Source organism: Variovorax sp. PBS-H4, from assembly GCF_901827205.1.
Classification (GTDB): Bacteria; Pseudomonadota; Gammaproteobacteria; order Burkholderiales; family Burkholderiaceae_C; genus Variovorax.
The window spans coordinates 1,241,520-1,267,488 of record NZ_LR594675.1 but is presented as its reverse complement, the minus strand read 5'-3'; the positions used below and the strand labels follow the sequence as shown (position 1 = coordinate 1,267,488).

At 66.5% G+C, this 25,969-nt stretch carries 27 protein-coding genes; 17 read left to right on the top strand and 10 right to left on the bottom strand.

The annotated features are described in order from the left end of the window. Positions 1-3: 3 nt before the first annotated feature. Genes wrbA through E5CHR_RS05990 form a run of 3 tightly spaced genes read right to left on the bottom strand, consistent with a single transcriptional unit; the run spans position 4 to position 2,316 of the window. Positions 4-642, bottom strand: a complete 639-nt coding sequence (wrbA, locus tag E5CHR_RS06000; protein ID WP_162578841.1) for an NAD(P)H:quinone oxidoreductase — start codon at positions 640-642, stop codon at positions 4-6. After that, positions 639-1,589, bottom strand: a complete 951-nt coding sequence (locus tag E5CHR_RS05995) for a ring-cleaving dioxygenase (protein WP_162578840.1) — start codon at positions 1,587-1,589, stop codon at positions 639-641. The genes wrbA and E5CHR_RS05995 overlap by 4 nt, the downstream gene beginning before the upstream one ends. A gap of 49 nt (positions 1,590-1,638) precedes the next feature. Then, positions 1,639-2,316: a nitroreductase gene (locus E5CHR_RS05990; protein ID WP_162578839.1), complete on the bottom strand. Its 678-nt coding sequence runs from the start codon at positions 2,314-2,316 to the stop codon at positions 1,639-1,641. Between the two features lie 189 nt (positions 2,317-2,505). Between E5CHR_RS05990 and E5CHR_RS05985 the strand changes: the two genes are divergently transcribed. The 5 genes from E5CHR_RS05985 (at position 2,506) to E5CHR_RS05965 (ending at position 8,087) form a co-directional block, all read left to right on the top strand. Then, positions 2,506-3,417, top strand: a complete 912-nt coding sequence (locus E5CHR_RS05985) for a LysR substrate-binding domain-containing protein (RefSeq protein WP_162578838.1) — start codon at positions 2,506-2,508, stop codon at positions 3,415-3,417. A gap of 119 nt (positions 3,418-3,536) precedes the next feature. After that, the gene (locus E5CHR_RS05980; RefSeq protein ID WP_162578837.1) at positions 3,537-4,649 is read left to right on the top strand and encodes an iron-containing alcohol dehydrogenase; all 1,113 of its coding nucleotides are present in this window, start codon (positions 3,537-3,539) and stop codon (positions 4,647-4,649) included. Then, positions 4,646-6,091 carry an amidase gene (locus E5CHR_RS05975; protein ID WP_232061976.1) on the top strand — a complete coding sequence of 482 codons (1,446 nt, stop codon included), beginning with the start codon at positions 4,646-4,648 and terminating at the stop codon, positions 6,089-6,091. Before E5CHR_RS05980 ends, E5CHR_RS05975 begins: the two co-directional genes overlap by 4 nt. After that, complete coding sequence (locus tag E5CHR_RS05970) at positions 6,088-7,131, top strand: glutathione S-transferase family protein (protein WP_174255694.1); 1,044 nt, start codon at positions 6,088-6,090, stop codon at positions 7,129-7,131. The genes E5CHR_RS05975 and E5CHR_RS05970 overlap by 4 nt, the downstream gene beginning before the upstream one ends. A gap of 38 nt (positions 7,132-7,169) precedes the next feature. After that, the gene (locus E5CHR_RS05965) at positions 7,170-8,087 is read left to right on the top strand and encodes a tryptophan 2,3-dioxygenase (protein ID WP_162578835.1); all 918 of its coding nucleotides are present in this window, start codon (positions 7,170-7,172) and stop codon (positions 8,085-8,087) included. Between the two features lie 19 nt (positions 8,088-8,106). On the opposite strand, the gene E5CHR_RS05960 is transcribed toward E5CHR_RS05965, so the two are convergent. From E5CHR_RS05960 to E5CHR_RS05935, 6 genes are all read right to left on the bottom strand, one after another. Beyond that, on the bottom strand, positions 8,107-8,787 hold the full coding sequence (locus E5CHR_RS05960; protein ID WP_162578834.1) for a DMT family transporter: 681 nt from the start codon (positions 8,785-8,787) through the stop codon (positions 8,107-8,109). Positions 8,788-8,811: 24 nt separating this feature from the next. Beyond that, positions 8,812-9,027, bottom strand: coding sequence for a hypothetical protein (locus tag E5CHR_RS05955; RefSeq protein ID WP_162578833.1), 216 nt, complete (start codon positions 9,025-9,027; stop codon positions 8,812-8,814). A 136-nt stretch (positions 9,028-9,163) separates the two neighbouring features. Then, complete coding sequence (locus E5CHR_RS05950; RefSeq protein WP_232061975.1) at positions 9,164-10,444, bottom strand: hypothetical protein; 1,281 nt, start codon at positions 10,442-10,444, stop codon at positions 9,164-9,166. Beyond that, a complete protein-coding gene (locus tag E5CHR_RS05945) occupies positions 10,375-10,830 on the bottom strand; it encodes a DUF6766 family protein (RefSeq protein ID WP_162578832.1) in 456 nt (151 codons plus the stop codon). The genes E5CHR_RS05950 and E5CHR_RS05945 overlap by 70 nt, the downstream gene beginning before the upstream one ends. Then, positions 10,827-11,294 carry a low affinity iron permease family protein gene (locus E5CHR_RS05940; protein ID WP_162583583.1) on the bottom strand — a complete coding sequence of 156 codons (468 nt, stop codon included), beginning with the start codon at positions 11,292-11,294 and terminating at the stop codon, positions 10,827-10,829. The genes E5CHR_RS05945 and E5CHR_RS05940 overlap by 4 nt, the downstream gene beginning before the upstream one ends. A gap of 318 nt (positions 11,295-11,612) precedes the next feature. After that, entirely contained in the window at positions 11,613-12,266 is a 654-nt protein-coding gene (locus E5CHR_RS05935) for an NAD(P)-dependent oxidoreductase (RefSeq protein ID WP_162578831.1), read from the bottom strand. A gap of 100 nt (positions 12,267-12,366) precedes the next feature. Here E5CHR_RS05935 and E5CHR_RS05930 point away from each other — a divergent pair, with 100 nt between their 5' ends. Then, the gene (locus E5CHR_RS05930; RefSeq protein ID WP_162578830.1) at positions 12,367-13,371 is read left to right on the top strand and encodes a LysR family transcriptional regulator; all 1,005 of its coding nucleotides are present in this window, start codon (positions 12,367-12,369) and stop codon (positions 13,369-13,371) included. An 84-nt stretch (positions 13,372-13,455) separates the two neighbouring features. Here the strand turns inward: E5CHR_RS05930 and E5CHR_RS05925 are convergent, their stop codons facing one another. Next, positions 13,456-14,187 (bottom strand): GntR family transcriptional regulator, encoded by a 732-nt coding sequence (locus E5CHR_RS05925; protein ID WP_162578829.1) that lies wholly within the window; start codon positions 14,185-14,187, stop codon positions 13,456-13,458. A 262-nt stretch (positions 14,188-14,449) separates the two neighbouring features. Here E5CHR_RS05925 and E5CHR_RS05920 point away from each other — a divergent pair, with 262 nt between their 5' ends. The 11 genes from E5CHR_RS05920 (at position 14,450) to E5CHR_RS05870 (ending at position 25,943) form a co-directional block, all read left to right on the top strand. Then, positions 14,450-15,772 (top strand): aromatic ring-hydroxylating dioxygenase subunit alpha, encoded by a 1,323-nt coding sequence (locus tag E5CHR_RS05920; RefSeq protein WP_162578828.1) that lies wholly within the window; start codon positions 14,450-14,452, stop codon positions 15,770-15,772. A gap of 16 nt (positions 15,773-15,788) precedes the next feature. Continuing rightward, positions 15,789-17,228, top strand: coding sequence for a glutamine synthetase family protein (locus E5CHR_RS05915; protein ID WP_162578827.1), 1,440 nt, complete (start codon positions 15,789-15,791; stop codon positions 17,226-17,228). A 7-nt stretch (positions 17,229-17,235) separates the two neighbouring features. Then, positions 17,236-17,559, top strand: coding sequence for a 2Fe-2S iron-sulfur cluster-binding protein (locus E5CHR_RS05910; RefSeq protein ID WP_162578826.1), 324 nt, complete (start codon positions 17,236-17,238; stop codon positions 17,557-17,559). Then, entirely contained in the window at positions 17,559-18,800 is a 1,242-nt protein-coding gene (locus E5CHR_RS05905) for an NAD(P)/FAD-dependent oxidoreductase (protein ID WP_162578825.1), read from the top strand. The genes E5CHR_RS05910 and E5CHR_RS05905 overlap by 1 nt, the downstream gene beginning before the upstream one ends. 69 nt (positions 18,801-18,869) lie before the next feature. Continuing rightward, positions 18,870-20,069 carry an ABC transporter substrate-binding protein gene (locus tag E5CHR_RS05900; protein WP_162578824.1) on the top strand — a complete coding sequence of 400 codons (1,200 nt, stop codon included), beginning with the start codon at positions 18,870-18,872 and terminating at the stop codon, positions 20,067-20,069. Between the two features lie 52 nt (positions 20,070-20,121). Further along, the gene (locus tag E5CHR_RS05895; protein ID WP_162578823.1) at positions 20,122-20,982 is read left to right on the top strand and encodes a branched-chain amino acid ABC transporter permease; all 861 of its coding nucleotides are present in this window, start codon (positions 20,122-20,124) and stop codon (positions 20,980-20,982) included. Then, the gene (locus tag E5CHR_RS05890; RefSeq protein ID WP_162578822.1) at positions 20,979-21,941 is read left to right on the top strand and encodes a branched-chain amino acid ABC transporter permease; all 963 of its coding nucleotides are present in this window, start codon (positions 20,979-20,981) and stop codon (positions 21,939-21,941) included. The genes E5CHR_RS05895 and E5CHR_RS05890 overlap by 4 nt, the downstream gene beginning before the upstream one ends. Next, complete coding sequence (locus E5CHR_RS05885) at positions 21,938-22,717, top strand: ABC transporter ATP-binding protein (protein WP_162578821.1); 780 nt, start codon at positions 21,938-21,940, stop codon at positions 22,715-22,717. Before E5CHR_RS05890 ends, E5CHR_RS05885 begins: the two co-directional genes overlap by 4 nt. Next, positions 22,710-23,483, top strand: a complete 774-nt coding sequence (locus E5CHR_RS05880) for an ABC transporter ATP-binding protein (protein ID WP_162578820.1) — start codon at positions 22,710-22,712, stop codon at positions 23,481-23,483. Before E5CHR_RS05885 ends, E5CHR_RS05880 begins: the two co-directional genes overlap by 8 nt. Beyond that, positions 23,458-25,227, top strand: coding sequence for an amidohydrolase (locus E5CHR_RS05875; protein ID WP_162578819.1), 1,770 nt, complete (start codon positions 23,458-23,460; stop codon positions 25,225-25,227). The genes E5CHR_RS05880 and E5CHR_RS05875 overlap by 26 nt, the downstream gene beginning before the upstream one ends. Continuing rightward, a complete protein-coding gene (locus E5CHR_RS05870) occupies positions 25,224-25,943 on the top strand; it encodes a type 1 glutamine amidotransferase (protein ID WP_162578818.1) in 720 nt (239 codons plus the stop codon). Before E5CHR_RS05875 ends, E5CHR_RS05870 begins: the two co-directional genes overlap by 4 nt. Positions 25,944-25,969 lie beyond the last annotated feature (26 nt).

Below are 25,969 nucleotides of genomic sequence, written 5' to 3'. Positions count from 1 at the left end.
TTCTCAGGCGACAGACTCGACGTTTGCTCCGCCTCGCAGTGCCCTGGCGACCGTGGCCACGCGCCGCCCCTGAAAGCGCGCCACGTCGAGGTGCTCGGCATCGGGCTCGACCGTGTCGAGCTTCGATACATGCGTTGCGCCATACGGCGTACCGGCCTTGAACATCGCGGCATCGGCATAGCCGAGCGGAACGATGACCAGCCCCAGGTGCGCCATCGGCGTGTACATCGACAACAAGGTCGACTCGTTGCCGCCATGCAGCGACGAGGTCGCACCGAATGCCGAGCCCACCTTGCCGTTGAGCTTGCCCTGGAACCACAGTCCCCCGAGCCCATCGATGTAGGCCTTCAGCTCCGAAGAGATGGAGCCGAAGCGTGTCGGCGTGCCCAGCACGATCGCGTCGGCCCATTCGGCGTCCGCTTCGGTCGGCGCCTCGTACCGCGCGTTCATCTGTTCCGCGCGCTCTGACCAGCCGGGCGACTGCTGCATGACGGCCGGACCGACCACTTCGCGAGCCCGGCGCAGCCGCACCTCGGCGCCCTCGCCTGCCGCACCTTCGGCAATCGCCTTGGCCAGCAGCTCGGTCGAGCTGTTGCGCGAGTAGAAGGCGACCAGGACCTTGGGTTTGAAGAAGGCGTTCATACCGAGATCGGCTCCAGGCGGCCGAGCAGTTCATGCTTGCGATCTTCGAGCCATGGCGGCAGCTGGAACTCTTCGCCGAAGTGACCCGGTTCCTCGTCGATGGCAAACCCGATGTCGGTCGTGGCCGCCTCGAAGATCACGCCCCCCGGCATCTTGAAATACATCGAGCGAAAGTAGTTCCGGTTGACCGACTCGGAGGTGTCGATGTAGCCCATGCCCATCAGCTTGTCCTTGATCTGCATCTGCTGCGCTTCGCTGTCGACCGCGAAGGCGACATGGTGGATGGTGCCTTCGCCATAGATCGACGACCCCTGCAGGCGATCCGGCTCATGAAGGAACTCGACGATGGTGCCGGGCGCACCGCCATGCGTCTCGAAGCGGTGGTACGGCCCCGCCTGGCCCGCATAGCGGAAGTCGATGGCCTCCTGCATGAAGGTGATCGATTCGGCCACCTCGCGCAGCGACAGCGTGATGCTGTGCACGCCACGGATGGCGAAGGCTTCGGGGATGTCATCGGCCAGGCACGGCAAGCGCGGGTCGCGATCGGAAGCGACCAGGTCGAACTCGATGCCGCAGGGGTGATGAAAGCGCTGGCGCTGCTCGCCGAAGCGCTCGACCACGTCCTTGTCGAAGGCGACCCCATGGGCGGCGAAGCGCGCGCGCCAGAAGTCCAGCGAACCCGCGGGCACGGAGTAGTTGATGACGCGAATCTGGCCGGAGCCGCGCCGTCCCTTCACGCCTTTCTGGCTGAAGGGAAAAGACGTGACCAGCGTTCCGGCATCGCCCTTCGGGTTGCCGTAGTAGAGGTGGTAGATCGGGTCTTCCCCGTCCAGCAGCACGGTCTTCTTGACCAGGCTCTGGCCGAGCAGCTTGACGTAGAAATCCACGTCTTCCTGAGCCCCGCTGACGCAGGCGGTCAGGTGATGAAAGCCTTTGATGATCGACATCCAAGTTCCTTGTTGAGTGGTTGGGTAGGGTGAAGCGTCGAGTCCCGTTTCAGGCGGCGATGAAGGTGGTGAACTCCTCCACTTCCAGCTTGTGCAAGGCCATCCGGTTCTCCGGCATGCTGTTGTCCGCATAGCCGAGCGACATTCCCGCGACGACCATCTCGCCTTCGGGAATTCCGAGTTCGGCGCGGAGCACCGGGTACTGGAGAGACCAGATCTGCTGCGGACAGGTGTCCAGGTCCCGTGCCTTGGCAGCAAGCATGATGTTCTGCAGGAAGCATCCGTAGCAGATGAAGCTGGCCCATTCCAGGCGCCTGTCCATCGTGAAGATGATCCCGACCGGGGCATCGAAGAAGAGGAACTGCCGCTCCACGTCCCGCATGCGGCCCACCTTGTCGCTGCGGTGCACGCCCTGCGCGTCGCCGAGCTGGCCACGGAAGGTGTTGAAGCGCGACGAGTAGGGATCGTGCAGCGGCTGCGGAAAGAAGGGGTACTCGGGAGCGAGCTTCTCGGGCCCGGCGCGGAACGCCTCGACGGCCGCCGTGGTCACGCGGTTGCGTGCCTCGCCCGTGACCACGTAGCATCGCCACGGCTGCGTGTTGCTGGAACTGGGCGCGTACTTCGCGACGGAGAGGATGTCCCTCACCGTCTCGACGGGTACGGGTCGGTCCAGGAAGCCGCGCTTGGTGCGCCGCTCGCAAATGAGTTCGTCGATGAGCGAGTTCATTGAAGTGTCTCCATGCGTGGTGGTGGCGGTCGTGAGCGGTTGCGTCGACCGGCTGGCAAATCGTATGAACCGCGGGCACGCTTGAGAAGCCGGTGCGGCTTGCACGCAAGGTTGCGGATTCCTGGACGATGGGTCATCGGGAGCGCCGCGGCGTTATGCTCGCCGCGATTCCCCCGACACGGCACCCCGATGCTCGATCTCAAGGACGTCTACTACTTCGTGCAGGTCGTCGACCGCGGCGGCTTCACCTCCGCCGGCCAGGCGCTGCGCCTGCCCAAATCGACGCTGAGCCACCGCGTGCAGGAACTCGAGGCGTCGCTGGGCGTGCGGCTGCTCAACCGGACGTCGCGCCAGTTCGGCACGACCGACATCGGCAAGGAGTTCTACCAGTACGCGGTCGCGATGCTGCGCAGTTCGGACATTGCCGAAGAGGCCATTCGACAGCGTCTCGCCGAACCCAGCGGGGTCATCCGCATCACGACGGCGGTGGAGATCGCGCAGTTCGCATTGCGCGACCTGCTGCCGGTCTTCCTGAACCGCCACCCCAAGGTCCAGATCGTCGAGATCGCGACCGACAGGCTGGTCGACATCGTGGGCGAGGGCTTCGACCTGGCCATTCGCGGGCATACGTCGCCGCTGCAGAATTCGACCCTCGTGCAGCGCGCCATCGCGAGCGCGCCCTGGTACCTGTTCGCCAGCCCGGCCTATCTGGCGAAGATGAAGGAACCGCAAAGCCCCGAAGATCTTCTGCACCACGCCAGCATCTCCATCGTGCGGAACGGCCCGGTGCAGTGGCAGCTGAAGGGCCCCGGTGGCAAGGAGTTCGTCGTCGCCATGGCCCCGCGCTTCCAGAGCAACAGCATGGTGTCGCTCAAGGAAGCCGCGTGTGCCGGCGTCGGGATCGCGGCATTGCCGGGCTATATCTGCCGCAATGAGCTCGTGGCCGGCTCGCTTCGCCAGATCCTGCCGGGCTGGATCGCGGCCGATGCCCGCATCGCGGCACTCATTCCCTATCGAACCGGACTGCTGCCCGCGGTGCGATCGCTGGTCGACTTCCTGGCGCTGGAGATCCCGAAGGTCACGGGCTTCGCAGGCCACTGAAGCCGCCACGGCGATCGTCCAGAAGCTTGGACGCAGAGTCCTCGCCCGGGGGGCTCCAGCCAGACTCCATCGGCCTTATCGTCGCGGTCCACCGACTCCATCGGATCAGGACCGCCGACATGAACCATCTCAACTGCCTGCCGCAAGACGCGGTGTTCTGGGGCGAGAACACGCTGGCCACTGCGCTGCCGCGCATTGCAGATTTCGGCATCGAGCGGCCGATCGTCTTCACCGTCGAACCGCTCGAGGCACTGGTTCGCGACCATGTCGAGCCACACCTGAATCGCAGCGTCGGCAACTTTCTCGATCTCCCCGCGCACGTTCCCGGCGTGGCAGTGCACGCAGCGCTCGAGGCCTGCCTGCGCTCGAATGCGGGCGCCATCGTGGGCGTCGGCGGCGGCTCGGTGCTCGACGCCGCCAAGGCAGTCTCCCACCTGCATCACGGCCGCACCGGCAGGCATCTTCCGATCGTCGCGTTGCCGACAACGCTCTCCGGCTCGGAGTTCTCGCACTATTTCGGCATCACCGAGACCGGCGGGCCGCAGAAGTTCAAGCGCAGCTACGCGGTCCGCGAGACCACGCCGAAGGTCGTGCTCATCGATCCGCTGCTGGTGCGCGGCACACCGCGGGCGCTGCTGCTGTCGTCCGCCATCAAGGGCATCGACCACGCCGTGGAGGGCATGCGCAAGGTCATGCCAAGCCATCCGCACGCGATCATGGCCGCCAGCGGCGTGGACCGCTTCCTGCGGGTGATCGAGAAGTGGCCCGCCAGGCTCGAGACGCGCCAGGCCATCGAGGCCGGGCTGGTGACGGACGACGACCTGCTGCAGCTCCAGCTCGGCGCCTGGCAGTGCTATTTTTCGCCCGCCTCCGTGATCTATGGATTGAGCCACCGCATCGGCCACATCCTGGGCGGCACCTTCGGCCTGCCGCACAGCGCGACCTCGTGCATCACGCTCGCGCCGGTCATCCGGGCGTGCGCGGCTTTCTATGGCGACAAGCTCGAAGCCCTGTCCCCAGGCGGGCCGGGCGCCGCGGAGCGTCTGGCAGCGCGCATCGCTGCTGCCGTCGCGGCGCTCGGCCTGCCGAGCCGCGTGTCCGACTTCGACCTCGACCGTGCGAGGCTGCCGGAAGTGGCCGCGCTGCTCGAGGCCAACTACCCCGACGAGGTCGCGGACCTCGGCGACGACGCACCCGCGCGCCTCGATGCGCTGCTGGAGCGTCTGTGGTGAACCTGCATGCACCGCGCGCCGCGCCATCGCTGCGGCAATCGCTGGACGATCTCGCCAGCAGGCGGATCAGCGCGCGCGAGCTCGCGCTGGTCACGCTCCAACGTGCCGACGATACGCAGCGCCGGCTGAACGCCTTCGCCTGCATTCCACGCGAACACGCGCTTGCGGCCGCCGCCGAAAGTGACCGCCGTTACGCCGAAGGCACGCAGCGTCCGCTGGAAGGCCTGCCCATCGGCGTCAAGGACCTGATCGACACCCAGGGGATCGAAACCCGCTACGGATCGCCCGCCTTCATCGGCAACGTCCCTTCGGCGGACGCCGCTGTGGTGCGCACGCTCGTGGAGCAAGGCGCAATCGTCGTCGGCAAGACGACCACGCACGAGTTCGCCTGGGGCGTCACCACCGCGAGCGCCGCCTTCGGCGACACGCTCCATCCGCTGGACGCCCGGCGCATTCCGGGTGGCTCGAGCGGCGGCGCGGCCGTGGCCATAGCCGACGGCGTGATGGCCGCGGGACTCGGCACGGACACGGGGGGCTCGGTGCGCATTCCCGCCGCACTCTGCGGCGTTACAGGATTCAAGCCGAGCTACGGGGTGGTGCCGACCCAGGGCATCTTTCCACTGGCCGCGAGCCTCGACCATCCGGGTCTGCTCGGAGCGAGCGTCAGCGACGTGAGCGTTCTTGCCGAGGCGCTGCGCATCGTCGGCGGCAGCGACGCTGCGGACGAACTCGGCGACGCACGTATCGGTGTCATCTGCAGCATCGCTTCGCTGCCCCCGGCCGCCGACATCGCATGCGCATTCGCCGTCGCGGCCGATGCGCTGGCGTCTGCTTTCTCTCTCGAGGCACTGAACGCGGGGGATCTCTTCGGCGGCAGCTTCGACGCTTTTGCGCGCATCGTGCTGGCCGAAGGCGGACTCGTGCACTTCGCGCGCAGAGACCCGGACTGGATTGCCGCGAACTACGGCGCGGAAACTGTCGAACGGCTCACGCGGGCCATGGCGACGCGAGTGGAAGACTACGCGTCGGCACAACAGGCGCGCCGCAAGTTCGCCGCGGGGCTCGAGCGCCTCATGGCCAGGCACCGCTTCATCGTGCTGCCCACCACGCCCTGCACCGCGCCGCGGGTCGGCGAGACAAGGCTGGCGATCGGCAACTGGAGCGGCACCGTGCGGGAAGCCCTGATGACCTATACGGCGCCCTTCAACCTCGCAGGCTGCCCCGCGATCTCGATCCCGCTGCGCCGAAGTGTCGGCGCGCTCCCGGTCGGGCTGCAGGTCGTTGGCCGCCCGGGCGACGACGCTGCACTGCTGCAGATCGCACGGCGGATGGAGCGGCTGCTGCATCCAAACGATTCACCCCGTTCATCTGCCCGCCCGCCTCGCCAAACCGATCGTGAACTGTCCACCTGCCCGACGCGCAGAGAAGGAGAAATGCAATGACGCACCCGTTGATGACCATGGCCGCTTCCGCCCGCGCCGCCATCCAGGACCCACGCCGCAGCACGGTCGTGGGCGACAGCGCAAACCCGCGCTTCGAGCTGTTCCACGCGGCGAGCTCCCTCTGCTCGCAGAAGGTGCGCACGGTGTTGCACGAAAAGGCGCTGCCCTATCGTTCCAACGACATGCTCATCCTCAGTTCGATGGGACCGAGCGGCCTGGTTCCGGCCGAGCACTACAGCCCGGCCTACATCCGCCTGCGGCTGATCGCAGCGCGCGAACTGGATCTGCAATTCGTGAGCGGCTACAGCGGCCGCACCTCGGTCGAAACGGAAGGCTTCGACCCTTGCGTGGTGCCGTTGCTGGTGGACTACCAGGCAGGTCGCGTGGTGGCGGACTCGCGCCGGATCTGCACCTATCTCGACGCAGTCTCGCGCACGCCGGTACAGCTCGTGCCGGACAACCCCGAGGCACGCACGGAGGTGATGCGCCAGGTCGGCATCGTCGACAGGATCCCGAACGGAGCGCTGCTCTACGGCTTCCATCCGGACGCCGACCGGCGGCCCGATGCTCTCAAGTCGTCCATGGAGACGGTCTACGACTACAAGATCATGGCGCTGGAAGGCTTGATCGCCATCCATGCCGGCGACGCCGAGCTGGTGGCCGCCTGCCGCGCCAAGATCGAGAAGGAGAGCGCAGGCAAGAAGGTGTGCCACGACCCGGCGTTCCAGCGTGCGGCCCGCCAGCATGCGGGCGATCTTCTGAAGGGCCTGGAGCGGGACCTCGCGGCTAAGTCCTTCTCCTGCCTGTGGGGCAATGCCTTCTCGCTCGCCGATGTGCTGTGGGGCGTCAATCTTGTCCGCATGAACTATCTCGGACTGTCCTCGATGTGGGCAGGGCTGCCCCATGTCGAGCGCTACTTCGATGCGCTCGCCAGGCGGCCGTCGCTCTGCAAGGAAGCGATCCAGGCATCGGTCCGATCGATGCCGTACTCCGCGCACATGGATGCCGTCGTGGACTGTCCCGCCGCCGCCGCGGCCTGAAGCCGTCTGCACGCCGTGAATACAACCAGGAGCATGAAATGAGCCATAGTCCTCAAAGCCTCGAAAGCCCCGAAGCACTGCGCGGGGCCGCCGGCCAGACACCGTACAGCAAGTGGATCCAGACCGACGTGCTTCACTCGCTGCAACGCACGGTCAGCGACCATCCGGGCGAGCATGCGTGGATCGTTCACGTGCAGGTGTCCGAGCTCTACTGGATGCTCATCATCAAGGAGATCCAGACGGCGCAGGCTTTTCTGCGCGCCGACAACCTGGCCCAGGCTCAACGGACCCTGTTGCGGGTGGTTGCCCACCAGGAGCCTCTGGACGCGATCTGGCGTTCCATTGCCTGGATGACACCCAACGACCTGCTGGCGATTCTCTCGCGCGCCGCCGCGACGCACGGCAAGGACACGGCACTGCAGGGATGGACCTACCGGCACATGGCCTATCTGCTGGGCATCAAGCAGGCGGAGCATCTGCAGCACTTCGCTCCCCAGCCTGAGCGCCTGGCGCAGCTCACCAAGGCATTGGCCGAACCGAGCCTCTACGACGACGTGCTGGCCTGCTTGGCACGCCAGGGCATGGAGGTGCCGCGTGCCTGGCTCGAGCGTGACCTGAGTGCGCGCTACAGCCCCAGCAAAGAGGTGGAACAGGTCTGGCGCAACATCTATGCAGCCCCGGACACCCATGTCGAAATGCAGCAGCTTGGCGAGACACTGGCGGACATCGCGGAGGGCTTCATGCACTGGAAGTACCGCCACCTGATGGCAACGCGCCGGACTTTCGGCGCCAGGCCTGCGTACTTCGGCACCGAGGGCATTGCGTGGCTGGCGCCCACGATGGACGAGATCCCGTTCCCCGAGCTCTGGTCGGCTCGCACCTTCATCGGTGATCCGCGCGCTGCTTCGGCCGCGGTGTGCCCGCACACGTCGGGGCGCAGCGACCACACGAAGTGAGGGAGCGTGGGCCCGATTTTCATTCGGGCTGCGCGTCCAGCGCCGCTGCGCGGGTCCGGCCGCGCTCGCTGTGCAGCATGTACAGGCCCGACCCGACGAGCAGGGCGATTCCCAGCCAGGCCCATCCGCTGGGGACTTCGCTCCATACGGCGTAGCCCAGCAGCATGGCAAAGAGAACCGCCGTGTAGCGGAAGGGCGCCGTGAGCGAGACCTCGCCAGTGCGCATGCATTGCACCAGCAGGAAATAGCCGGATGCCAGGAAGCCCGCCGCGACGCCCAGCAGGGCCAGCTCGCGCAGCGCGAATGCCTGCCAGCCGGTCAGCAGGGTCACGCAGCCGGCCAGCACGGTGACGGCCAGTGCCGTGGCAAGGGTGATGATGACCGACGGGATGGCCGGATCGATACGCCGCGTCATCAGGTCGCGCGTGGCGTGGAACAGCGTGCCGCCGAGGCACAGCAGCGCCCAGGCGTTGAAGCCTTCGCCGCGAGGCTGCACCACGCAGAGCACGCCCACAAAGCCGAGCATCACGGCGGACCAGCGCGCCACGCCCGCGCGCTCGCCCAGGAAGAGCACCGCGAACACCGTCATGAAAAGCGGCGCGGCAAGGTTGATGGCAGTGGCGTTCGCTATCGGCAACCGGAACAGCGACAGCAGGTACATCATGGTCGCGCAAGCATCGACCGTCCCGCGGAGTGCCACCAGCGGATTCAGCAGCGCCCTGGCCTAGCGCAGCGCCCCCAGGTGCCGGGCCACCAGCAGCACCAGCGCCGAGGCCATCACCCCACGCACGAAAATCAGCTGGGCCGAGGGCATGGTCTGGCTGACGTACTTGACGAGTGCATCGTTGCACACGAAGCAGCACATCGCACCGATCATCATGGCAATGGCACGCCCATTGACGCGAGCGGAAGAAGGCGGGGAGAGGGATTGCGCGGCCATGCGAGCTCGAAAAAAGGCCCGCACGAGGCGGGCCTGAAAGGGTTGGTCCTTGATGCCCACCCGGGAGAAACCAGTTCCAAGGTTAGTAGGATACTTCCTACAAATCAAGTCCGGAGAAAGTTCGCTTTCCTGTTTGTTACACATGACCTGGGCCGCCAGGATCGAACCGTAGCGCCGCCGCCTTGCCGTCCTCGAGATCGAGGACAAAGTGGACGTGCTGGTCATCCACGAGAAGCTGAAGTTTGAACCCCGCCCCGACTTCGCCGCACGCCAGCTGCACGCCCTTCCACCTTGCGGTTGCGTTGCGCGCCAACATGGAAGTCATTGCTACAGTCAGCCCGCGGCCCACGGCCTCGGAGCGTAGGCCCACCGTGTTGCGGCCTTCGGTGCGCCCGTCCATTTGCGCCTCGAGGCCCGGCAGGGCAATGCGCCCATCGCCGAGTTGCACTTCGCCCGACAGCGCGGTGCGGCCGAGCAACAGGCGGGCCTGCTCCGTCAATCCTTGGCCTTGGCCGCCGCGTCCCTGGCGCAGCATCGATTCGGCGAACGGCTGCAGTTGCAGCGTGCCGCGCTCGGAGACCCACGGGCTCAGCAAGGCCCCGCGGCGCTCGAATTCCACGCCTGCGAGCGGTGCCGACGCGAACTGATAGAGATAGCTGCGCCCGTCCGGCGCATCGACGTAGAAGCCCAGCCGGCTCACACCCATGCGCGAGTCCGGCCCGACGTGCTCGACGGTCGCGTCGTTGAAGTCGATCAGCCCGTGGCGTATCGGCACGGTCACGTCGGCGTCGAACAGCAGGTGCGCGTCGGTGATCTTGCTGCGGATGGTGCCGTCGGCCTCGCCGAGCGGACCGAGACACCAGGCATCGGCCGCAGTCTGGCGCACCTCGGCCTCTGCCGGCAGTGCCACCCTGCCCGTTCCCAGAAAGCCGTTCCACACTTGCTGGAGCTCCGGCGACAGGCTCAACGGGCCATGCAGCTTCACTCCCGCGAACTCGGCTTCTGCCGCTGCCAGGGCAGACAGGCGCGGCACGCCGCCCTCGATCCGCACCTGCCCTGCCACTTCATGCAAGGCAATGCGGCCGATCTCCAGGACGAGCGCGCCCGACGCCAGCCGAAGCGCCGTCGCCTCGAGTTTGCGGATCCGCACATCGAACGCGCCCTCCTCTTGCCTGGACTGCCAGGTGATGCCCTCGAGCGTGCAGCGATCGGGGGCCGCCTTGTCGGCAGGCCCGAGTTCCACGCCGAGCACGAGATCGAGGAGCGAAGCCGCGAGTGGGACGTTCATGCGGCTTTGTACCGCATCGAGAGCGCCGGGATGCCCCGGGGCTGTTTGTCGCCCGCTGTTTACTTCGGAGATCCGGCAGGTGCGCTCCGGGGCCTGCCGGCAGAGTCCTTCTTGGCCAATTCCGTCCATCGCGGATCGGTGTGCCGCCCCGCATAAGCCTTGTCGATCTGATCGATCAGCACATCGGCATTCTTCGGATCAACCGCCGCCAGGATCGCATCGATCTTGGCCTCCATCCGATCGTCGCCTTCCTTCGACTGCGGAGAGCCGACGTAAAGCAGGAAGGCCAGGCCGCCGATCTGCCACAGCAGCTGCAAGAACTCGGATTGCCAGTTCTCCAAGGTGTCCCTCGAGACCTGGACCAGGTAGCCCGACACCTCGACAGGCGCGTGGACCGCAGCCTGCTCATCCACATAGGCGAACCACGCGAACACCCAATGGCCGACCAGGGACACAAGGAAGAAGCCGAGGGTGACCCAGCCATAGCCGTACAGATGCCAGATGGATTTCTTCATCTCTTCCTTCCTGCTTGCGGCGCGTTTCCATTGCCGCCTCGATCTCCGGGTTGATCCGCGCGTTGGCCAGCGCGCCGCTTGCGTTCATGAATGGCGCCCTCCAACGCCGCATGGCTGCGCTTGGCCGCTGCTTCGCAGCGTTCATGAAGCGCGGCGAGTTGCTGGTCGGTCAGCTTCTCGATGCCGATGAATTCATCACCGGCGTTGGATGAACGGATCAGTTCGTCGAGCTTGGTCTGGAGCGCCACCCCGTCGCGGTTCTGCGTGTTCTGGATCAGGAACACCATCAGGAAGGTGATGATGGTGGTCGCGGTGTTGATGACCAACTGCCAGTTTTCAGAGAACTGGAAGTACGGGCCCGAAATGGCCCAGCCGACGACCAGTGCGACGCAGACAAGAAAGGCGAACGGGCTGCCGGCAGCACGCGCGGTGGCGTTGGCGAAGGAAGCAAAGAACTTGTCCATGGGTGCGTGTTGGAATGCTTTGAAGCCAGACTGACGCATTCCCAGGCCAGCCACGGTCGTCCAATTCCCACAGAAGCACGCTGAAAATTCGCACGGCGCTGTGAGTCGCAAGCTATTTGCGAACACGCGTTCAATGCTGCCCTTCGAGTTCGACTGCTCGAGCTGACGCGCCATAGCAAAATCTGCTGTAGCGACTCGCACACCGCAGCCTGCTTTGTGCACGGCCCTCATTCAAGCACCGCCTCCAAGGCGCCGCGGCCCGAGCATTCGGACACCGAGAGGCCCGACTTCGAGCCGATCAGCTGGATGGAGTCCTTGTCACCGTGCGACGGTAAAGCGCTTGCGCAGGTGCTTCGGCTGTTCGATCTCATCGACGATGGCCACGGCCAGGTCGGCCACCGAAATGCCGGCTGGCTTGCCGTCTTCGAGCAGCAGGTCTTCGCCGCCGACGCGGTAGCTGCCGGTGCGCTCGCCCGGCGCCAGCATGGCCGCGGGGCTCAGGAAGGTCCAGTCGAGCGTGGTGTTGCCGCGCATCGCGGTCAGCGTGTCGCGCGCCGCCTTGGCGCCTGGTACCACGTTGGGAGGCACGTGCGATGCGAATTCGGGCGTGTCGACCACCTGCACGCCGGGCGCGACGAACAGGCTGCCGGCGCCGCCGACGACCAGCAGGCGCTTCACGCCCGAGGCCTCGACCGCGCGGTTGATGCTGGCGGCGCCCTGCATGAACTTTTCGTAGAGGCCTTCGGCGTCCCAGCCCGGGTTGAACGCGGAGATCACCGCATCGTGGCCGCGCAGGGCGGCGGCCAAGGCCTCACCGTCGTTCACGTCGAGCGCCCGGGGGCTGAGCTGGGGGTTCGCTTGGAGCTTGGCGGGGTTGCGCAGCAGCGCGGTGACGTGGTGACCACGCGCGAGGAGCTCGGCGAGAACGGCGGTGCCGACGAATCCGGAGGCACCGATCAGAGCGATTTTCATGGGTTGTTCCAGCAGGTTGTTGTCGACGGCTACGATAGCCAGCGCCTGCGGGCCTGATAAGCCGGGGCCCATCGCTATGAACTTGAAGCGGAGCTTATAAGTGGACGATCTGAAGCCGCTGGCGGTATTTGCCGAAACCGTGGCGGCCGGCTCCATGAGCGCGGCGGCGCGCCGCCTGGGCATGAGCCCCTCGGCCGTGAGCCAGCTGATCCGGGCGCTGGAGCTGCAAGGCGGCGTGACGCTGCTGCACCGGTCCACGCGCAAGCTCGCGCTGACCGAGGCCGGAGAGCGCTACTACCCCCACTGCAAGCGCCTGCTGGAGGCCGCGCGCGCGGCGGCCGAGTCGCTGCAGCAGGCGCGCGATGCGCCCACGGGGGAGCTGCGGGTGTCCGCGCCCGTGGGCTTCGCCAACCACATCGCACCGGCGCTCGCACCCTTGCTGGCCGAAGCGCCGCAGCTTCGGCTCCGATTGCTGGTGGACGATGCGCTGATCGACCTGATCGATGCGCGCATCGACGTTGCCATCCGCGTGGGCCGGCTCGCCGATTCCAGCTGGGTGGCGCGGCGGCTGTGCGATTTCGGCACGCTGCTTTGCGCCTCGCCCGCCTACCTCGAGCGCCGCGGCGCGCCGGGGGCACCCGAGGAACTGCCTGCGCATCAGTGGCTGGCCCTCTGGCAAGAGACCTCGATCGAGCCACCGCGGAATGGCTTCGTCGCACCGGAAGGTGCTGCGACGCAGGGCTCCGGGCGCGCCACCGTCAAGCGCGCGCTGTCGCCCTCGGAGGCCGTGTCGATGCCGCTGGACCTGTACGCCGCCGATGGGCAGCACCAACGCGTGCACGTCGAAGCACGCATTGCCAGCAACAACGTGATCGCGCTGCAGCAGATGTGCGAGCACGGCCTGGGCATCGCGCGGCTGGCGCGCGCCGACGTGCTGCCCTCGTTGCAGCGAGGCGTGCTCGTCGAGGTGATGGCCCCGTGGCGGCTGCCTTCGATGCCCGTGTGGGCGATGACGCCGCAACGCGACCGCGAGGCGGCGAAAGTGAGCGCCGCGCTCGACTACCTCAAACGGTACTTCGCGGCGCTTCCCGCGCCGAAGAAATGAGGTCTTGAAACGGAACTGCCGGCTCCAGGGAAGAGGCGCGCACGCAGGCAGGCGAGGCTGGCGGCGACCCGCGACCGGCCAGCCTCAGCCTCGCGCCTTGCCAACCAGGCGGATGCCCGGCATGAGTTCCGCGGCGAGCTCCGGGCGCTCCAGTGCGTAGTCGAGGTTCATGCGGGCGATCTCGACATGCTCTTCTCCCAGGGCTTGCGCGCGCGAGCCCTGCCCCCGTTCGATCGCCTGCACCAGTGAGTGATGGGTGCGGTGGGCCTGCTTCATCCACTGGTGACCTTCCTCCATGGACGACTGCATGGGCAGCATGGCACTGGGCGACGCAAAGGGCTGCCGGTCGAGCATTTCCATCACGCGCTGCAAGGCGACATTGCCGCAGCCCTGCATGATCAGCTTGTGGAAGCGGTCGTTCATCTCGACGTACGCCGTGTAGTCGTCGAGGTCCATCTCGGGCTTGTTCACGGCCTTGTCGCCCGCCTCCAGGCATTCATGCAACTCGCGCAGCAATTGCCGTGATGCGCCGTCTTCGGCAAGCAGCCTTGCCGCGAAGCCTTCGACCACGCCCCGAACGCGGATCGCATCGGCGATTTCCTGCGAGGTGAAGCGGCGCATCTGATAGCCGCCGCTCGGCGACAGCTCGATCAAGCCTTCGTGCTCCAGGCTGGTGAGCGCCAGCCTCACCGGCGTGCGCGATGCACCGAGTTTTTCCGCCAACGGAATCTCCGCCAGCCTTTCTCCGGGGCCGAATTCGCCCTTGAGGATGAGGTCACGAAGCTGCACGAGCACACGGGATTGTTGAGAGTCCATCGATTTCCACGAGGAGGAAGCAAGCCTGATTGTATGAAGAAGGCGACCTGCTGCACGCAAACCACAAGCATGGCCCGGATGTTGCATGCAACGATCCAAAGTTGATTCGTGGAATGGATTTGCGACCGCCATTCCTCGGTTTTGTTAGGTGTTAACCCTTTGTTTTTTACCTTTATCGCACCAAACAATTGACCAGAAAGCATCTCGGCTCCAACAATGTATGCCATTGCATGCAATCAACTCACACCTCGATGGAGCACCCATGATCAGCGCTGAACAGAACGATTTCATGACCCGCGTAGGCCCGGGCACGCCGGCAGGACAGCTGCTGCGCCGCTATTGGCAACCCGTCGCACTCTCGGATGACCTGGCGGGGCCGCGTCCCATCCGCCCCGTCCAGTTGATGGGCCAGCACTTCGTGCTGTTCCGGGATGACAAAGGTCAACTCGGCATGCTGGATCGGGACTGCCCCCACCGCGGGGCCGACCTGGCGTTCGGCCGGCTCGAGGACGGCGGCATCCGCTGCGCTTTCCATGGCTGGCTGTTCGACGCCAAAGGCAACTGCCTTGAAACGCCGGCCGAGCCGGCAACCAGCAAGCTGTGCACGCGCATCCGGCAGTCGGCCTACCCGGTGGTCGAACGCGCCGGCACTGTCTTCGCCTACCTCGGAGAGGGCGAGCCGCCGGCCTTTCCGGACTTCGACTGTTTCGTCGCGCCCGACAGCCACACCTTTGCGTTCAAGGGCCTGTTCGAATGCAACTGGCTGCAGGCGCTCGAGGTGGGCATCGATCCGGCCCACGCTTCCTACCTGCACCGCTTCTTCGAGGACGCCGACACCTCCGAGAGCTACGGCAAGCAATTTCGCGGCGCCTCGGCAGACTCCGACCTGCCGATCACCAAGGTGCTGCGCGAGTACGACCGCCCCGAGATCAGCGTCGAGCCGACGGACTACGGCCTGCGGCTCACTGCCCTGCGCAAGCTCGACGGATCGAGCACGCATGTGCGCGTGACCAACGTGGTGTTCCCCCAGGCCTTCGTCATCCCGATGAGCGCGGAGATGACCATCTCGCAATGGCATGTGCCCGTCGACGACACCCACTGCTACTGGTACGCCATCTTCACCAGCTTCACCGGACCCGTGGACAAGCAGCAGATGCGGGAGCAGCGGCTCAAGCTCTACGAGCTGCCCGACTACACCTCGCGCAAGAACAAGCGCAACAACTACGGCTTCAACGTCGAGGAGCAGCTCACCCAGACCTACACCGGCATGGGCGACGACATCAACGTGCATGACCAGTGGGCGGTCGAATCGCAGGGCCCGATCCAGGACCGCACGCGCGAGCACCTGGGCTCGACCGACAAGGGAATCATTGCCTACCGGCGCATGCTGGTGAAGGCCATCGAAAGCGCGCTGGCCGGCGAGGGCGCGCCGATGCTCATCGATGCGGCGCAGGCGCGCACGCTGACGGGGCCGCCCTCCATCGACGGCATCGGCCAGGCTGGCGACGCCAACGACTATTGGCAGAGCGCCGACCGCGAGCGCCGCCTCAAATCGGACTGGGCTTCCGCCCGCCTTTCGGCTTGAGCACGGCGGCCCGCCAATGAGCTCATTTGTCGACCGTCACGGCCTGTGGACCGATGACCAACTGAAGCAGGCACAGGAACTGGTCCGCCGCATCGACGCCGGCGAGTTCGACCTGGTGCGCTTTGCGTGGCCCGACCAGCACGGACTGCTGCGCGGCAAGACGCTGGTCGCGAGCGAAGCCCGCGCGGCGCTGTGGGAGGGTGTCAACCTCACCTCGACCCTGCTCGCCAAGGACACCTCGCACAAGACCGTGTTCCCGGTTTTCTCGACCGGTGGCGGCTTCGCCATCGAAGGCTTCCAGGGCGGGGCGGACTTCACCATCGTGGCCGATCCGTCGACCTTCAAGGTGCTGCCGTGGACAGCTCGAACCGGCTGGGTGCTGTGCGACGCCTACATGGGCGACGGCAGTCCTTGTCCCTATGCGACCCGGCAGATCCTGCAGCGCGCCTTGCGCCAGCTCGACGCCAGGGGCCTGGACTTCATCGCCGGACTCGAAGTGGAGTTCCACGTCTTCAAGCTGGACGACCCGCGCCTGGGCCTGGCCGACTCGGGGCAACCGGGCGAGCCGCCGAGCGTCTCGTTGTTGTCCCATGGCCACCAGTACCTGACCGAGCTGCGCTACGACCGCGTCGATTCCGTGATGGAGCTGCTGCGCTCGCAGCTCATTGCGCTGGGCCTGCCGCTGCGCTCGCTCGAGATCGAGTTCGGCCCCAGCCAGTTCGAGCTGACCTTCGGCCCGACCCCTGGCCTGCTGCCGGCCGACACGATGGTGCTGCTGCGCAGCGCGATCAAGCAGATCTGCCAGCGTCACGGCTATCACGCCACGTTCATGTGCCGCCCGCGCATTCCCAACGTGATGTCCAGCGGCTGGCACCTGCACCAGTCGCTCAAGCGCAAGACCGATGGCGTCAACGCCTTCATGCCGGAAACGGCCGGCCAGGACCTGAGCGAGCTGGGGCTGCATTACCTCGGCGGGCTCAAGGAACACGCCTGCGGTGCCGCAGCACTGGCGAGCCCGACGATCAACGGCTACCGCCGCTACCGCCCCTTCTCGCTCGCGCCCGACCGCGCCATCTGGGCTCGCGACAATCGCGGCGCAATGCTGCGCGTGCTCGGGGGAGCTGGCCAGAACGCGACCCGCATCGAGAACCGCGTGGGCGAGCCGACGGCCAACCCCTACCTCTACCTGGCCTCTCAGCTCTTCTCGGGCCTGGACGGCATGCGCAAGGCGACGAATCCCGGACCCTCCGCGGATGCGCCCTACGAGACACCCGCCGAGCAACTGCCCCGCTCGCTGGACGAAGCGTTGGCCTGCCTGCGCCAGGACACGATGCTGAACGAGCAGATGGGCAAGGCCTTCGTCGACTACTTCTGCCACATCAAGCAAGCGGAGATCGCCCGCTTCAACCTCGAAGTCAGCGAGTGGGAACACCGCGAGTACTTCGACATGTTCTAGGCCCGACATGCCCACGATCCACTACATCCTCAAGGACGGCACGACCCAGAGCGTCGACGCCAGGCTCGGCTCCAGCGTGATGGAGAACGCCATCCGCGGCAACGTCCGCGGCATCGACGCCGAGTGCGGAGGCTCCTGCTCCTGCGCGACATGCCATGTCTACGTGGACGAGGCCTTCGTCGACATGCTTGCGCCGCCGGACGACATGGAAAACGAGCTGCTGGACGGCGTCGCGTCCGAGCGCCTGCCCACCAGCCGCCTGAGCTGCCAGCTCCCGGTGACGGCCGAGCTGGACGGCTTGACCGTGCGCGTGCCGGAATCGCAAAGTTGATGTCGGCCGCCCCTGCCCTCGTGATCGTCGGTGCCTCGTACGCGGGCGTCCAGATCGCTGCCACCGCACGCGAACTCGGCTTTGCGGAACGGATCGTGATCGTCGGAGACGAACTGCATGCACCCTACCAGCGTCCGCCTCTGTCCAAAGGCTTCCTGACCGGCAAGACCAGCATCGACAGGCTGGCGCTGCGCGGCCCGGACTTCTATGCGCAGAACGACATCGAGCTCCTGCTCGGCCGCCGCGCGGAAGCCATGGACATCGGCGCGCGCACCGTCACGCTCGACGACGGTACGAGGCTCGACTACGGCTGGCTGGCCCTGGCCACCGGCGCACGCTGCAGGCGGCTGCCGCTTCCCGGCTCGGCACTGGAAGGCGTGTTCGACTTGCGCACGCTCGACGATGCGATGCGAATTTCCGCGGCGGCAGACAGGGTGCAGCGCTGCTGCGTGATCGGCGGTGGCTTCATCGGCCTGGAAGTGGCCTCGGCACTGTGCTCGCGAGGCGTCGCGGTCACGGTGGTCGAGGCACAGCCGCATCTTCTGACCCGCGCCCTCCCGCCCCTCATGTCGGCCTATGTCGAAAGCGCACAACGGCGCCGAGGCATCCATCTCCTCACCGGCCGCGGCGTGCGCGCGCTGCACGGCAGCCAAGGGCGCATCGGCGCGGTCGAGATGGACGACGGCAGCCGCATCGATTGCGACATGGTCGTGCTCGGCATCGGCGTCACACCGAATGTGGAGCTCGCGCAGCAGGCAGGCATTGCGACCGACAACGGCGTCGTGGTCGATGCGCTCGGGCGCAGCTCTGCGCCGCATGTCCTTGCGGCAGGCGACGTGGCCAACATGGCGCTTGCACCGGTGCCTGGCGGCCCGGCACGCATGCGGCTCGAGTCCATCCAGGCGGCCAACGACGGCGCCAAGGCACTGGCTTCGCTGCTGGTCGGCAAGGAACAGCCCTGCACGGCGGTGCCCTGGTTCTGGAGCGACCAGTTCGACCTGAAGTTCCAGATGGCCGGCCTGCCCGTGCACGGCGACGAGGTGGTCACGCGCGGAGACATGAGCAGCGATCGCTTCAGCGTCTTCTATTTGCGCGACGGAACGCTGGTCGCCTCCCATTCGGTCAACCGGCCCGCCGAGCACATGCTGAGCCGCAAGCTGATCGCTGCGCGGGCGCGCTTCACCGCCGCACAGATTGCCGACGAATCCTTCGACCTCAAGGCGGGCGCCGTCCCGTCCTGAACCTCCTCCTCTTCCACTTCCCTCCTCCCGCCGGTACGCCGGCCATCCCCACTGAACGGAGCTTCCACGATGATGAACAAGAGAAACGTGCTCGCGACTTTGAGCCTGGCCCTGACCTGCATCGGCGCCATGGGCTTCGCGGGCCACGCCAGCGCAGCCGACGAGCCGCTTCGCATCGGCCTGATCGCGACCTACTCCGGCCCCTACGCCGACTACGGCCGCCAGTTCGATGCGGGCATCGCCCTCTACCTCAAGGAACACGGCGGCAAGATCGCGGGCCGCAAGGTCGAGATCATCAAGAAGGACACCGGCGGTCCCGCGCCCGACGCAGCCAAGCGCATTGCGCAGGAACTGATCGTCCGGGACAAGGCCAACATCCTCACCGGCCTGGACTTCAGTCCCAACGCCTATGCCGTCGGCGCGATTGCCACGCAGGCCAGGATCCCCGCCATCGTGATGAACGCGGCCTCCTCGGCCATCACCACCAGTTCTCCCTACGTTGCCCGCCTGTCCTTCACGGTGCAACAGGTCACCGAACCGATGGCCCGGTACATGCTCGCGCAGGGCGTGAAGGAGGCCTACACCGTGGTGGCGGACTACGCCTCGGGCGTCGACGCCGAAACGGCCTTCAAGAAGGCCTTCGCCGCCGGCGGCGGCAAGATCGCCGGTGAGGTGCGCACGCCGATGAACAACCCGGACTTCTCGGCCTACGTGCAACGCATCAAGGACGCGAAGCCACAAGCCGTGTTCTTCTTCTTTCCCTCGGGCGTGATGCCGCCGGCCTTCCTCAAGGTGTGGAAGGAGCGGGGCATGGAAGAAGCCGGCATCAAGCTCTTTGCCACGGGGGAGGCGACCGACGACAGCTACCTCGACGCCACCGGCGACGTGGCGCTGGGCCTGCTCACGAGCCATCACTACTCCTATGCCCACAACTCGCCGAAGAACCAGAAGTTCGTGAAGGACTTCGCGGCAGAGTTCGGCGGCAAGCTGCGCCCCAGCTACTTCGCGGTCACCGCCTACGACGCGATGGAGGCCATCGAGCTCGCGCTGGCAAAGACCCAGGGCGACGTTTCCGGCGACAAGGTCATGGAAGCGCTCAAGGGCGTGAAGTTCGAGAGCCCGCGCGGCCCGGTCGAGATCGACCCGGCTACGCGCGACATCGTGCAGACGGTCTACATCCGCAGGACCGAGCGCGTCAAGGGCGAGCTCGTGAACGTCGAACTCGACAAGTTCGAGCGCGTGAAGGACCCGGCCAAGGAAGGCAAGTAGTCGAAGCCGGCGCCAGCACGGCATCGCACTGCACCCAAGCATCGGGCAATCCATGGGAATCGTGATCTTCGACGGGGTGGCCTACGGCATGCTCCTCTTCCTCATCGGCGTGGGCCTTTCCATCACGATGGGACTGATGAACTTCGTCAACCTCGCGCACGGCAGCTTCGCGATGGTCGGCGGGTATGCGACCAGCGTACTGATGAGCCGCTTCGGCATGGGCTTCGTGGCCTCGCTGGCGGCGGCATTCGTGGCGGCGGCCGTGGTCGGGGCGGTGCTGGAGTTCGTCTTCTACAGGCGGCTCTATCGCGCGCATCCGCTGGACCAGGTGCTGCTGTCCATCGGCATCGTGTTCGTCTCTGTCGCCACCTTCACCTACTTCTTCGGCCCGAGCCCGCAGGCCTTCGAACTGCCGGCGGTGCTGGACGGCCGGATCTCGCTGCTCGGGGTGGAGGTGGGCCGCTACCGCCTGTTCCTCATCCTGTGCGGCACGCTGGTGCTCGCCGCGCTGCTGCTCGTGCTCGGCAGGACGCGCTACGGCGCGATGGTGCGCGCTGCGGTGGACAACCAGCGCGTGGCCGGCGGCACCGGCATCCACGTGCAACGCCTGTTCTTCCTGACCTTCTCGCTCGGCTGTGGACTGGCGGGCCTCGGCGGTGCGCTGAGCCTCGGCATGCTGGGGCTGGAGCCGTCCTTTCCGCTCAAGTACCTGGTGTATTTCCTGATCGTGGTGTGCGTCGGCGGCGCCGGCACCATCACCGGTCCGTTCGTCGCCGCGCTGCTGGTAGGCGTCGTCGACGTTGCGGGGAAGTACTACCTGCCGCAAGCCGGCGCATTCCTCATCTACGTCGTGATGATCATCATGCTGCTGCTGCGGCCGAACGGGATCATCCCGCGCAAGGGACTCGCATGAGAGCCATTCACCTTTCGGCGGGGCAGCTGCGCCTTGCAGAGATCGCTTTCTGGCTGGTCCTGGCCGCGAGCTTCTTCCTGCTGCCGGACAAGCTCACGTTGATGAGCCAGATCCTGATCTTCGGCTTGTTCGCAGTGGCGCTCGACCTGGCGCTCGGCTACGCGGGCATCCTGACGGTGGGCCACGCGGCCTTCTTCGGCGCGGGGGCCTACACGGCCGGCTTGCTGGCCAGACATGGCTGGGGGGAGGCCTTCTCGGGGGTGCTCCTGGCCCTGCTCGTGTGCGTGGCACTCGGCTACGTGCTGAGCTACCTGGTGGTCCGCGGCGCCGATCTCACGCGGCTCATGATCACCATCGGCGTCTGCGTGCTGCTGGCAGAGCTGGCCAACCGCCTGTCTTCCATCACGGGCGGCACCGATGGGCTGCAGGGCATGGTGGTCTCGCCGGTGCTGGGCCTGTTCGAGTTCGACCTCTTCGGCAGGACCGCCTTCGTCTACGCCTACAGCGTGGTGCTGGCCGTCTTTCTGATGGTGCGGCTCATCACACGCTCGCCCTTCGGACTGGCGTTGCGCGGCATCCATGACAGCCGCAAACGCATGCTGGCCGTCGGCTCGCCGGTCGAGTCGCGGTTGCGCATGGCCTATGCACTGTCCGCAGGGGTCGCCGGCATCGCGGGCGCGTTGCTGGCCCAGACGACGCAGTTCGTCGGCATCGAGTCCATCGGCTTCAACCGCTCGGCCGAGGTGTTAATCATCCTGGTGCTGGGCGGCACCGGCCGCCTCTACGGCGGGCTCGTAGGGGCCATCGTGTACATGCTGGTGCACGACGCGTTTGCGGACCTGAATCCCCAGTACTGGATGTTCTGGCTGGGCATCTTCCTCATCGCCGTCGTGATGCTCGGCCGCGGCGGAATCATGGGCGTGCTGTCGCGCCTGGTGAAGATGCGGAGGCCGACATGAGCGGCGCGACGACACTGCGCACGCACGACCTGGGGATTTCGTTCGGAGCCTTTCGGGCCGTGAGCGACGTCCGGCTGGTGCTGGAGCCCGGCGCCCGCCAGGCCCTCATCGGCCCGAACGGCGCGGGCAAGACCACGCTCATCAACCTGCTGACGGGGGTCTTCAGGCCCAGCACCGGCAGCATCCACTTGGGCGAACACGAGATCACCACGCTGTCGGCCGACAAGCGGGCGCGCCTGGGGCTCGCGCGAACGTTCCAGATCAACACGCTGTTCCCGAGCCTCACTCCCCTGCTGTCGGTGGTGCTTGCCATCAGCGAGCGCGAGGGACTGGGGGCCGTCTGGTGGCGCCCGCTCGCCCGCCACAAGGCCGTGTACGACGAAGCACATGCCCTGCTCGGCAGATTGAAGCTGGACGCGCTCGCCGATGTGCCGGTGGCCGAGCTCGCCTACGGGAAGCAGCGGCTGCTCGAGATCGCGCTTGCCATGGCGGCCCGGCCTCGCATCCTCCTGCTCGACGAGCCCGCCGCAGGCGTCCCTCAGGACGAAAGCGGCGAGCTCTTCGAGGCCATCGCCGAACTGCCCCAGGACATCAGCATCCTGTTCATCGAACACGACATGGACCTCGTCTTCCGCTTCTCCCGCCGCATCTCCGTGCTGGTGGCCGGCCAGATCCTGACCGAGGGCACGCCGGCCGAGATCGGCGCCGACGCGCGGGTGCGCGAGGTCTATCTCGGGCGCTCGGGCGCGGCGCGCGCCGGAGTCGCGCATGTCTGAGATGCTTGCCTTCGACAAGGTGGTCGCCGGCTACGGCAGCGCCGTGGTGCTGCACGGGCTGAGCTTCTCGCTCGCGCCGGGCCAGAGCCTGGCCGTGCTCGGACGCAACGGCGTCGGCAAGACCACGCTGCTGGAAACGCTGATGGGCAACACGCGCCTGATGCGCGGGTCGGTGCGCTGGTGCGGCGAGGACTTGAGCCGCCGGCCCTCGTACCGGCGCGTGCGCGCCGGGCTGGGCTGGGTGCCGCAGGAACGCGAGGTCTTCCCGTCCCTCACCGTGGAGGAGAACCTCACAGTGGTCGCGCGGCCGGGCCCCTGGCAGCTTCGGCGCGTCTACGAGTTCTTTCCGCGCCTGCGCGAACGCCGTGGCAACTACGGCAACCAGCTCTCCGGGGGTGAGCAGCAGATGCTGGCCATCGGCCGCGCGCTGATGACCAATCCGAAGCTGCTGCTGCTCGACGAGCCGATGGAGGGGCTGGCGCCCATCATCGTCGAGGAGCTTGCCCGATCGATACGCCGGCTGTGCGAGAGCGAGGGCCTGCCCTCGATCGTCGTCGAGCAGCACCCCGTGCTCGCGCTGGAGATGACGCACCAGGCCATCGTCCTGGAGCGCGGCACCGTGGTGCACGCAGGGCCGAGCGCCGAATTGGCCGGGAATGCCGGCCTGCTCGAAGGCTTTCTCGGCGTCAGCGCCACTGAACAACACATCCACAACAACACAGGAGCTTCCAATGATTCCAATGACTTCAACGATCGCCTCGCGTAACCCGCGTAACCCGCGTAACCCGCGCCAACCGGCCACCGGCCGAAGGCTGCTCTTCAAGGCGCTCGCGGCCGTGTCGGCGGCGGTTACGCTGGCCTCGTGCGCCAACATCGCCACCACCACCGCGGACGCCGTGTATCTCGGCGGCAAGGTGATCACGGTCGACCAGCGCTTCTCCATCGCCCAGGCCATCGCAGTCAAGGACGGGAAGTTCGTCGCGGTGGGGACTTCCGAGGAGATTCGCAAGTACGTCGGGTCCGGCACGCGCGTCGTCGACCTGCAGGGCAAGACGGTCATCCCCGGCCTCATGGACAGCCACAGCCACATGATCGGCGCTGGTACCGCGGAGACCACGGCGCAGGTGATCAAGGCCAAGACGGTGGCCGACGCCCAGGCCATCATTGCCGACTTCATCAAGTCGAAGAAGATCCCCGCTGGCGAATGGGTGCAGACCAGCCGCTGGCATCCGCCCTCGCAATTGCGCGAGCAGCGTTACCTGACGCGCCAGGAGCTGGACGCGGTCTCGCCGAACAACCCGCTCTTCGTGGAGACCGTGGGGCACTTCGCGATGGCGAACACCAAGGCCTTGCAGCTGGCCGGGATCTCGCGCACCACCCAAGACCCGGTGGGAGGAAAGATCTTCCGCGATGCGAACGGCGACGCGACGGGAGTGCTCGAGGAAACGGCCATGGACCTCGTCTCCAACAAGATCCCGAAGCCGAGCTTCGACCAGCTGGTGACCCAGCTCACTGCCGCGCAACGGATCTATAACGAGTCGGGCATTACCAGCACGGTGGACGCAGCGCTCACCGAGGAGCAGATCGCCGCCTACTTCGCGCTTGCCGAACGCGGCCGATCAACGGTTCGCACGGGCGTGAAGTGGATCAGCCGGGCTGCCACAGCCGCGGAGTTCGAGCAGATGCTCAAGCGGGCCAAGTACAAGGACAACAGCGGGAACGACTGGGTGCGCCTCGCGGGGATCAAGATCGTCGCTGACGGTGGCATGACGCTGAAATCGGCGCGCGTGCGCGAGGCGTATGCCGACGATGCGCACAACCACGGCACGCTCGCGCTCGACCCCGAGGCCTACAAGCAGAGCGTCGTGCTGGCCAACCGGTACGGCTGGCGCGTGGGTACTCATGCAGTCGGCGATGCGGCGGTCGATCTCGTCCTCGACGCGTATGCAGCCGCAGACAAGCAGAAGTCGATCATGGGCGGGCGCTTCATCGTGATTCACGGCAGCCTCATGACCAAGGACCAGATCGTGCGCGCCAAGCAGCTGGGCGTGCGCGTCGACGCACAGAACATCTTCATGTGGGACAAGGCGGCCACGGTCGAGCGCTACATGGGCCCCGTGCTGGCCAACCGCGCGGTGCCCAGCCGCTGGCTGCTGGACACGCTCGGCGTCGAGGGCACCGCGGCCGGCACCGACAACCCGGTCAACATCCTCAATCCCTTCGTCGGCCTGTACGTCATGGTGACGCGCAAGGACCCGAACGGCAAGGTCTATGGCGCCGACCAGGCGCTCACGCGCGAGGAAGCGCTGCGCCTGTACACGAACGCCGGGCCCTACTACACCTTCGAGGAAAAGAAGAAGGGGTCGATCGAGGCGGGCAAGTTCGCGGACATGGTCGTGCTCTCGGCGGACTACCTGTCGGTCCCCGATGCACAGATCAAGGACATCAAGCCCTTGCAGACGATCGTCGACGGCAAGGTCGTCTACGACGCCGCCGCGCGGTCGCTATGAAGACACGCCGCCCTGTCGCGGTCTTCCAGCACACCGAAGTGGGTGCGCCCGGCGCGGCCGTGCCGATCCTCGAGTCCCTCGGCTGCGAGGTCGAGCTGATCAGGGTCGTGGCCGGCGATGCCGTGCCGACGGACGCGTCGCGCTTCGGAGGGCTGGTGTTCATGGGCGGCTACATGAGCGCACGCGATCCACTTCCGTGGATCGCCGACGAACTCGCGTTGATCCGCGATGCCGACCGGCGTGGCATTCCGGTGGCAGGGCACTGCCTGGGCAGCCAGATCATCGCCTTGGCACTGGGCGGCGACATCCGAACGCTCGAGAGGCCCGAGATCGGCTGGTGCGAGATCACGGCGGACGCCAACCCGACCGCAAGAGAATGGTGGGGCGAGCATGCGGGCCAGGTGCTGCCGACCTTCCAGTGGCATGCCGACAGCTTCGAACCACCGGAAGATGCCGTTGCCATTGCAACGGGCGTGCATTGCCGCAACCAGGCCCTTGTCCTCAAGAACATCCACCTGCTGCTCCAGTCGCATCTGGAAATGACGCCGGCACTCGTTCACCTGGCGGTCGAGCGCAACGGCCACCAGATGCTGCGGCAGAACACACTGGCGAACCCGGCCACGAGCGACTATCGCGACGTTCTCCGGGACCTGCCTCGCCGGACGCAGCAGATGCACGTCCTGCTGCAGCGCCTTTATTCACGGTGGCTCGCGTGACCTCTTCCACGAGTGTGGAATGCGGC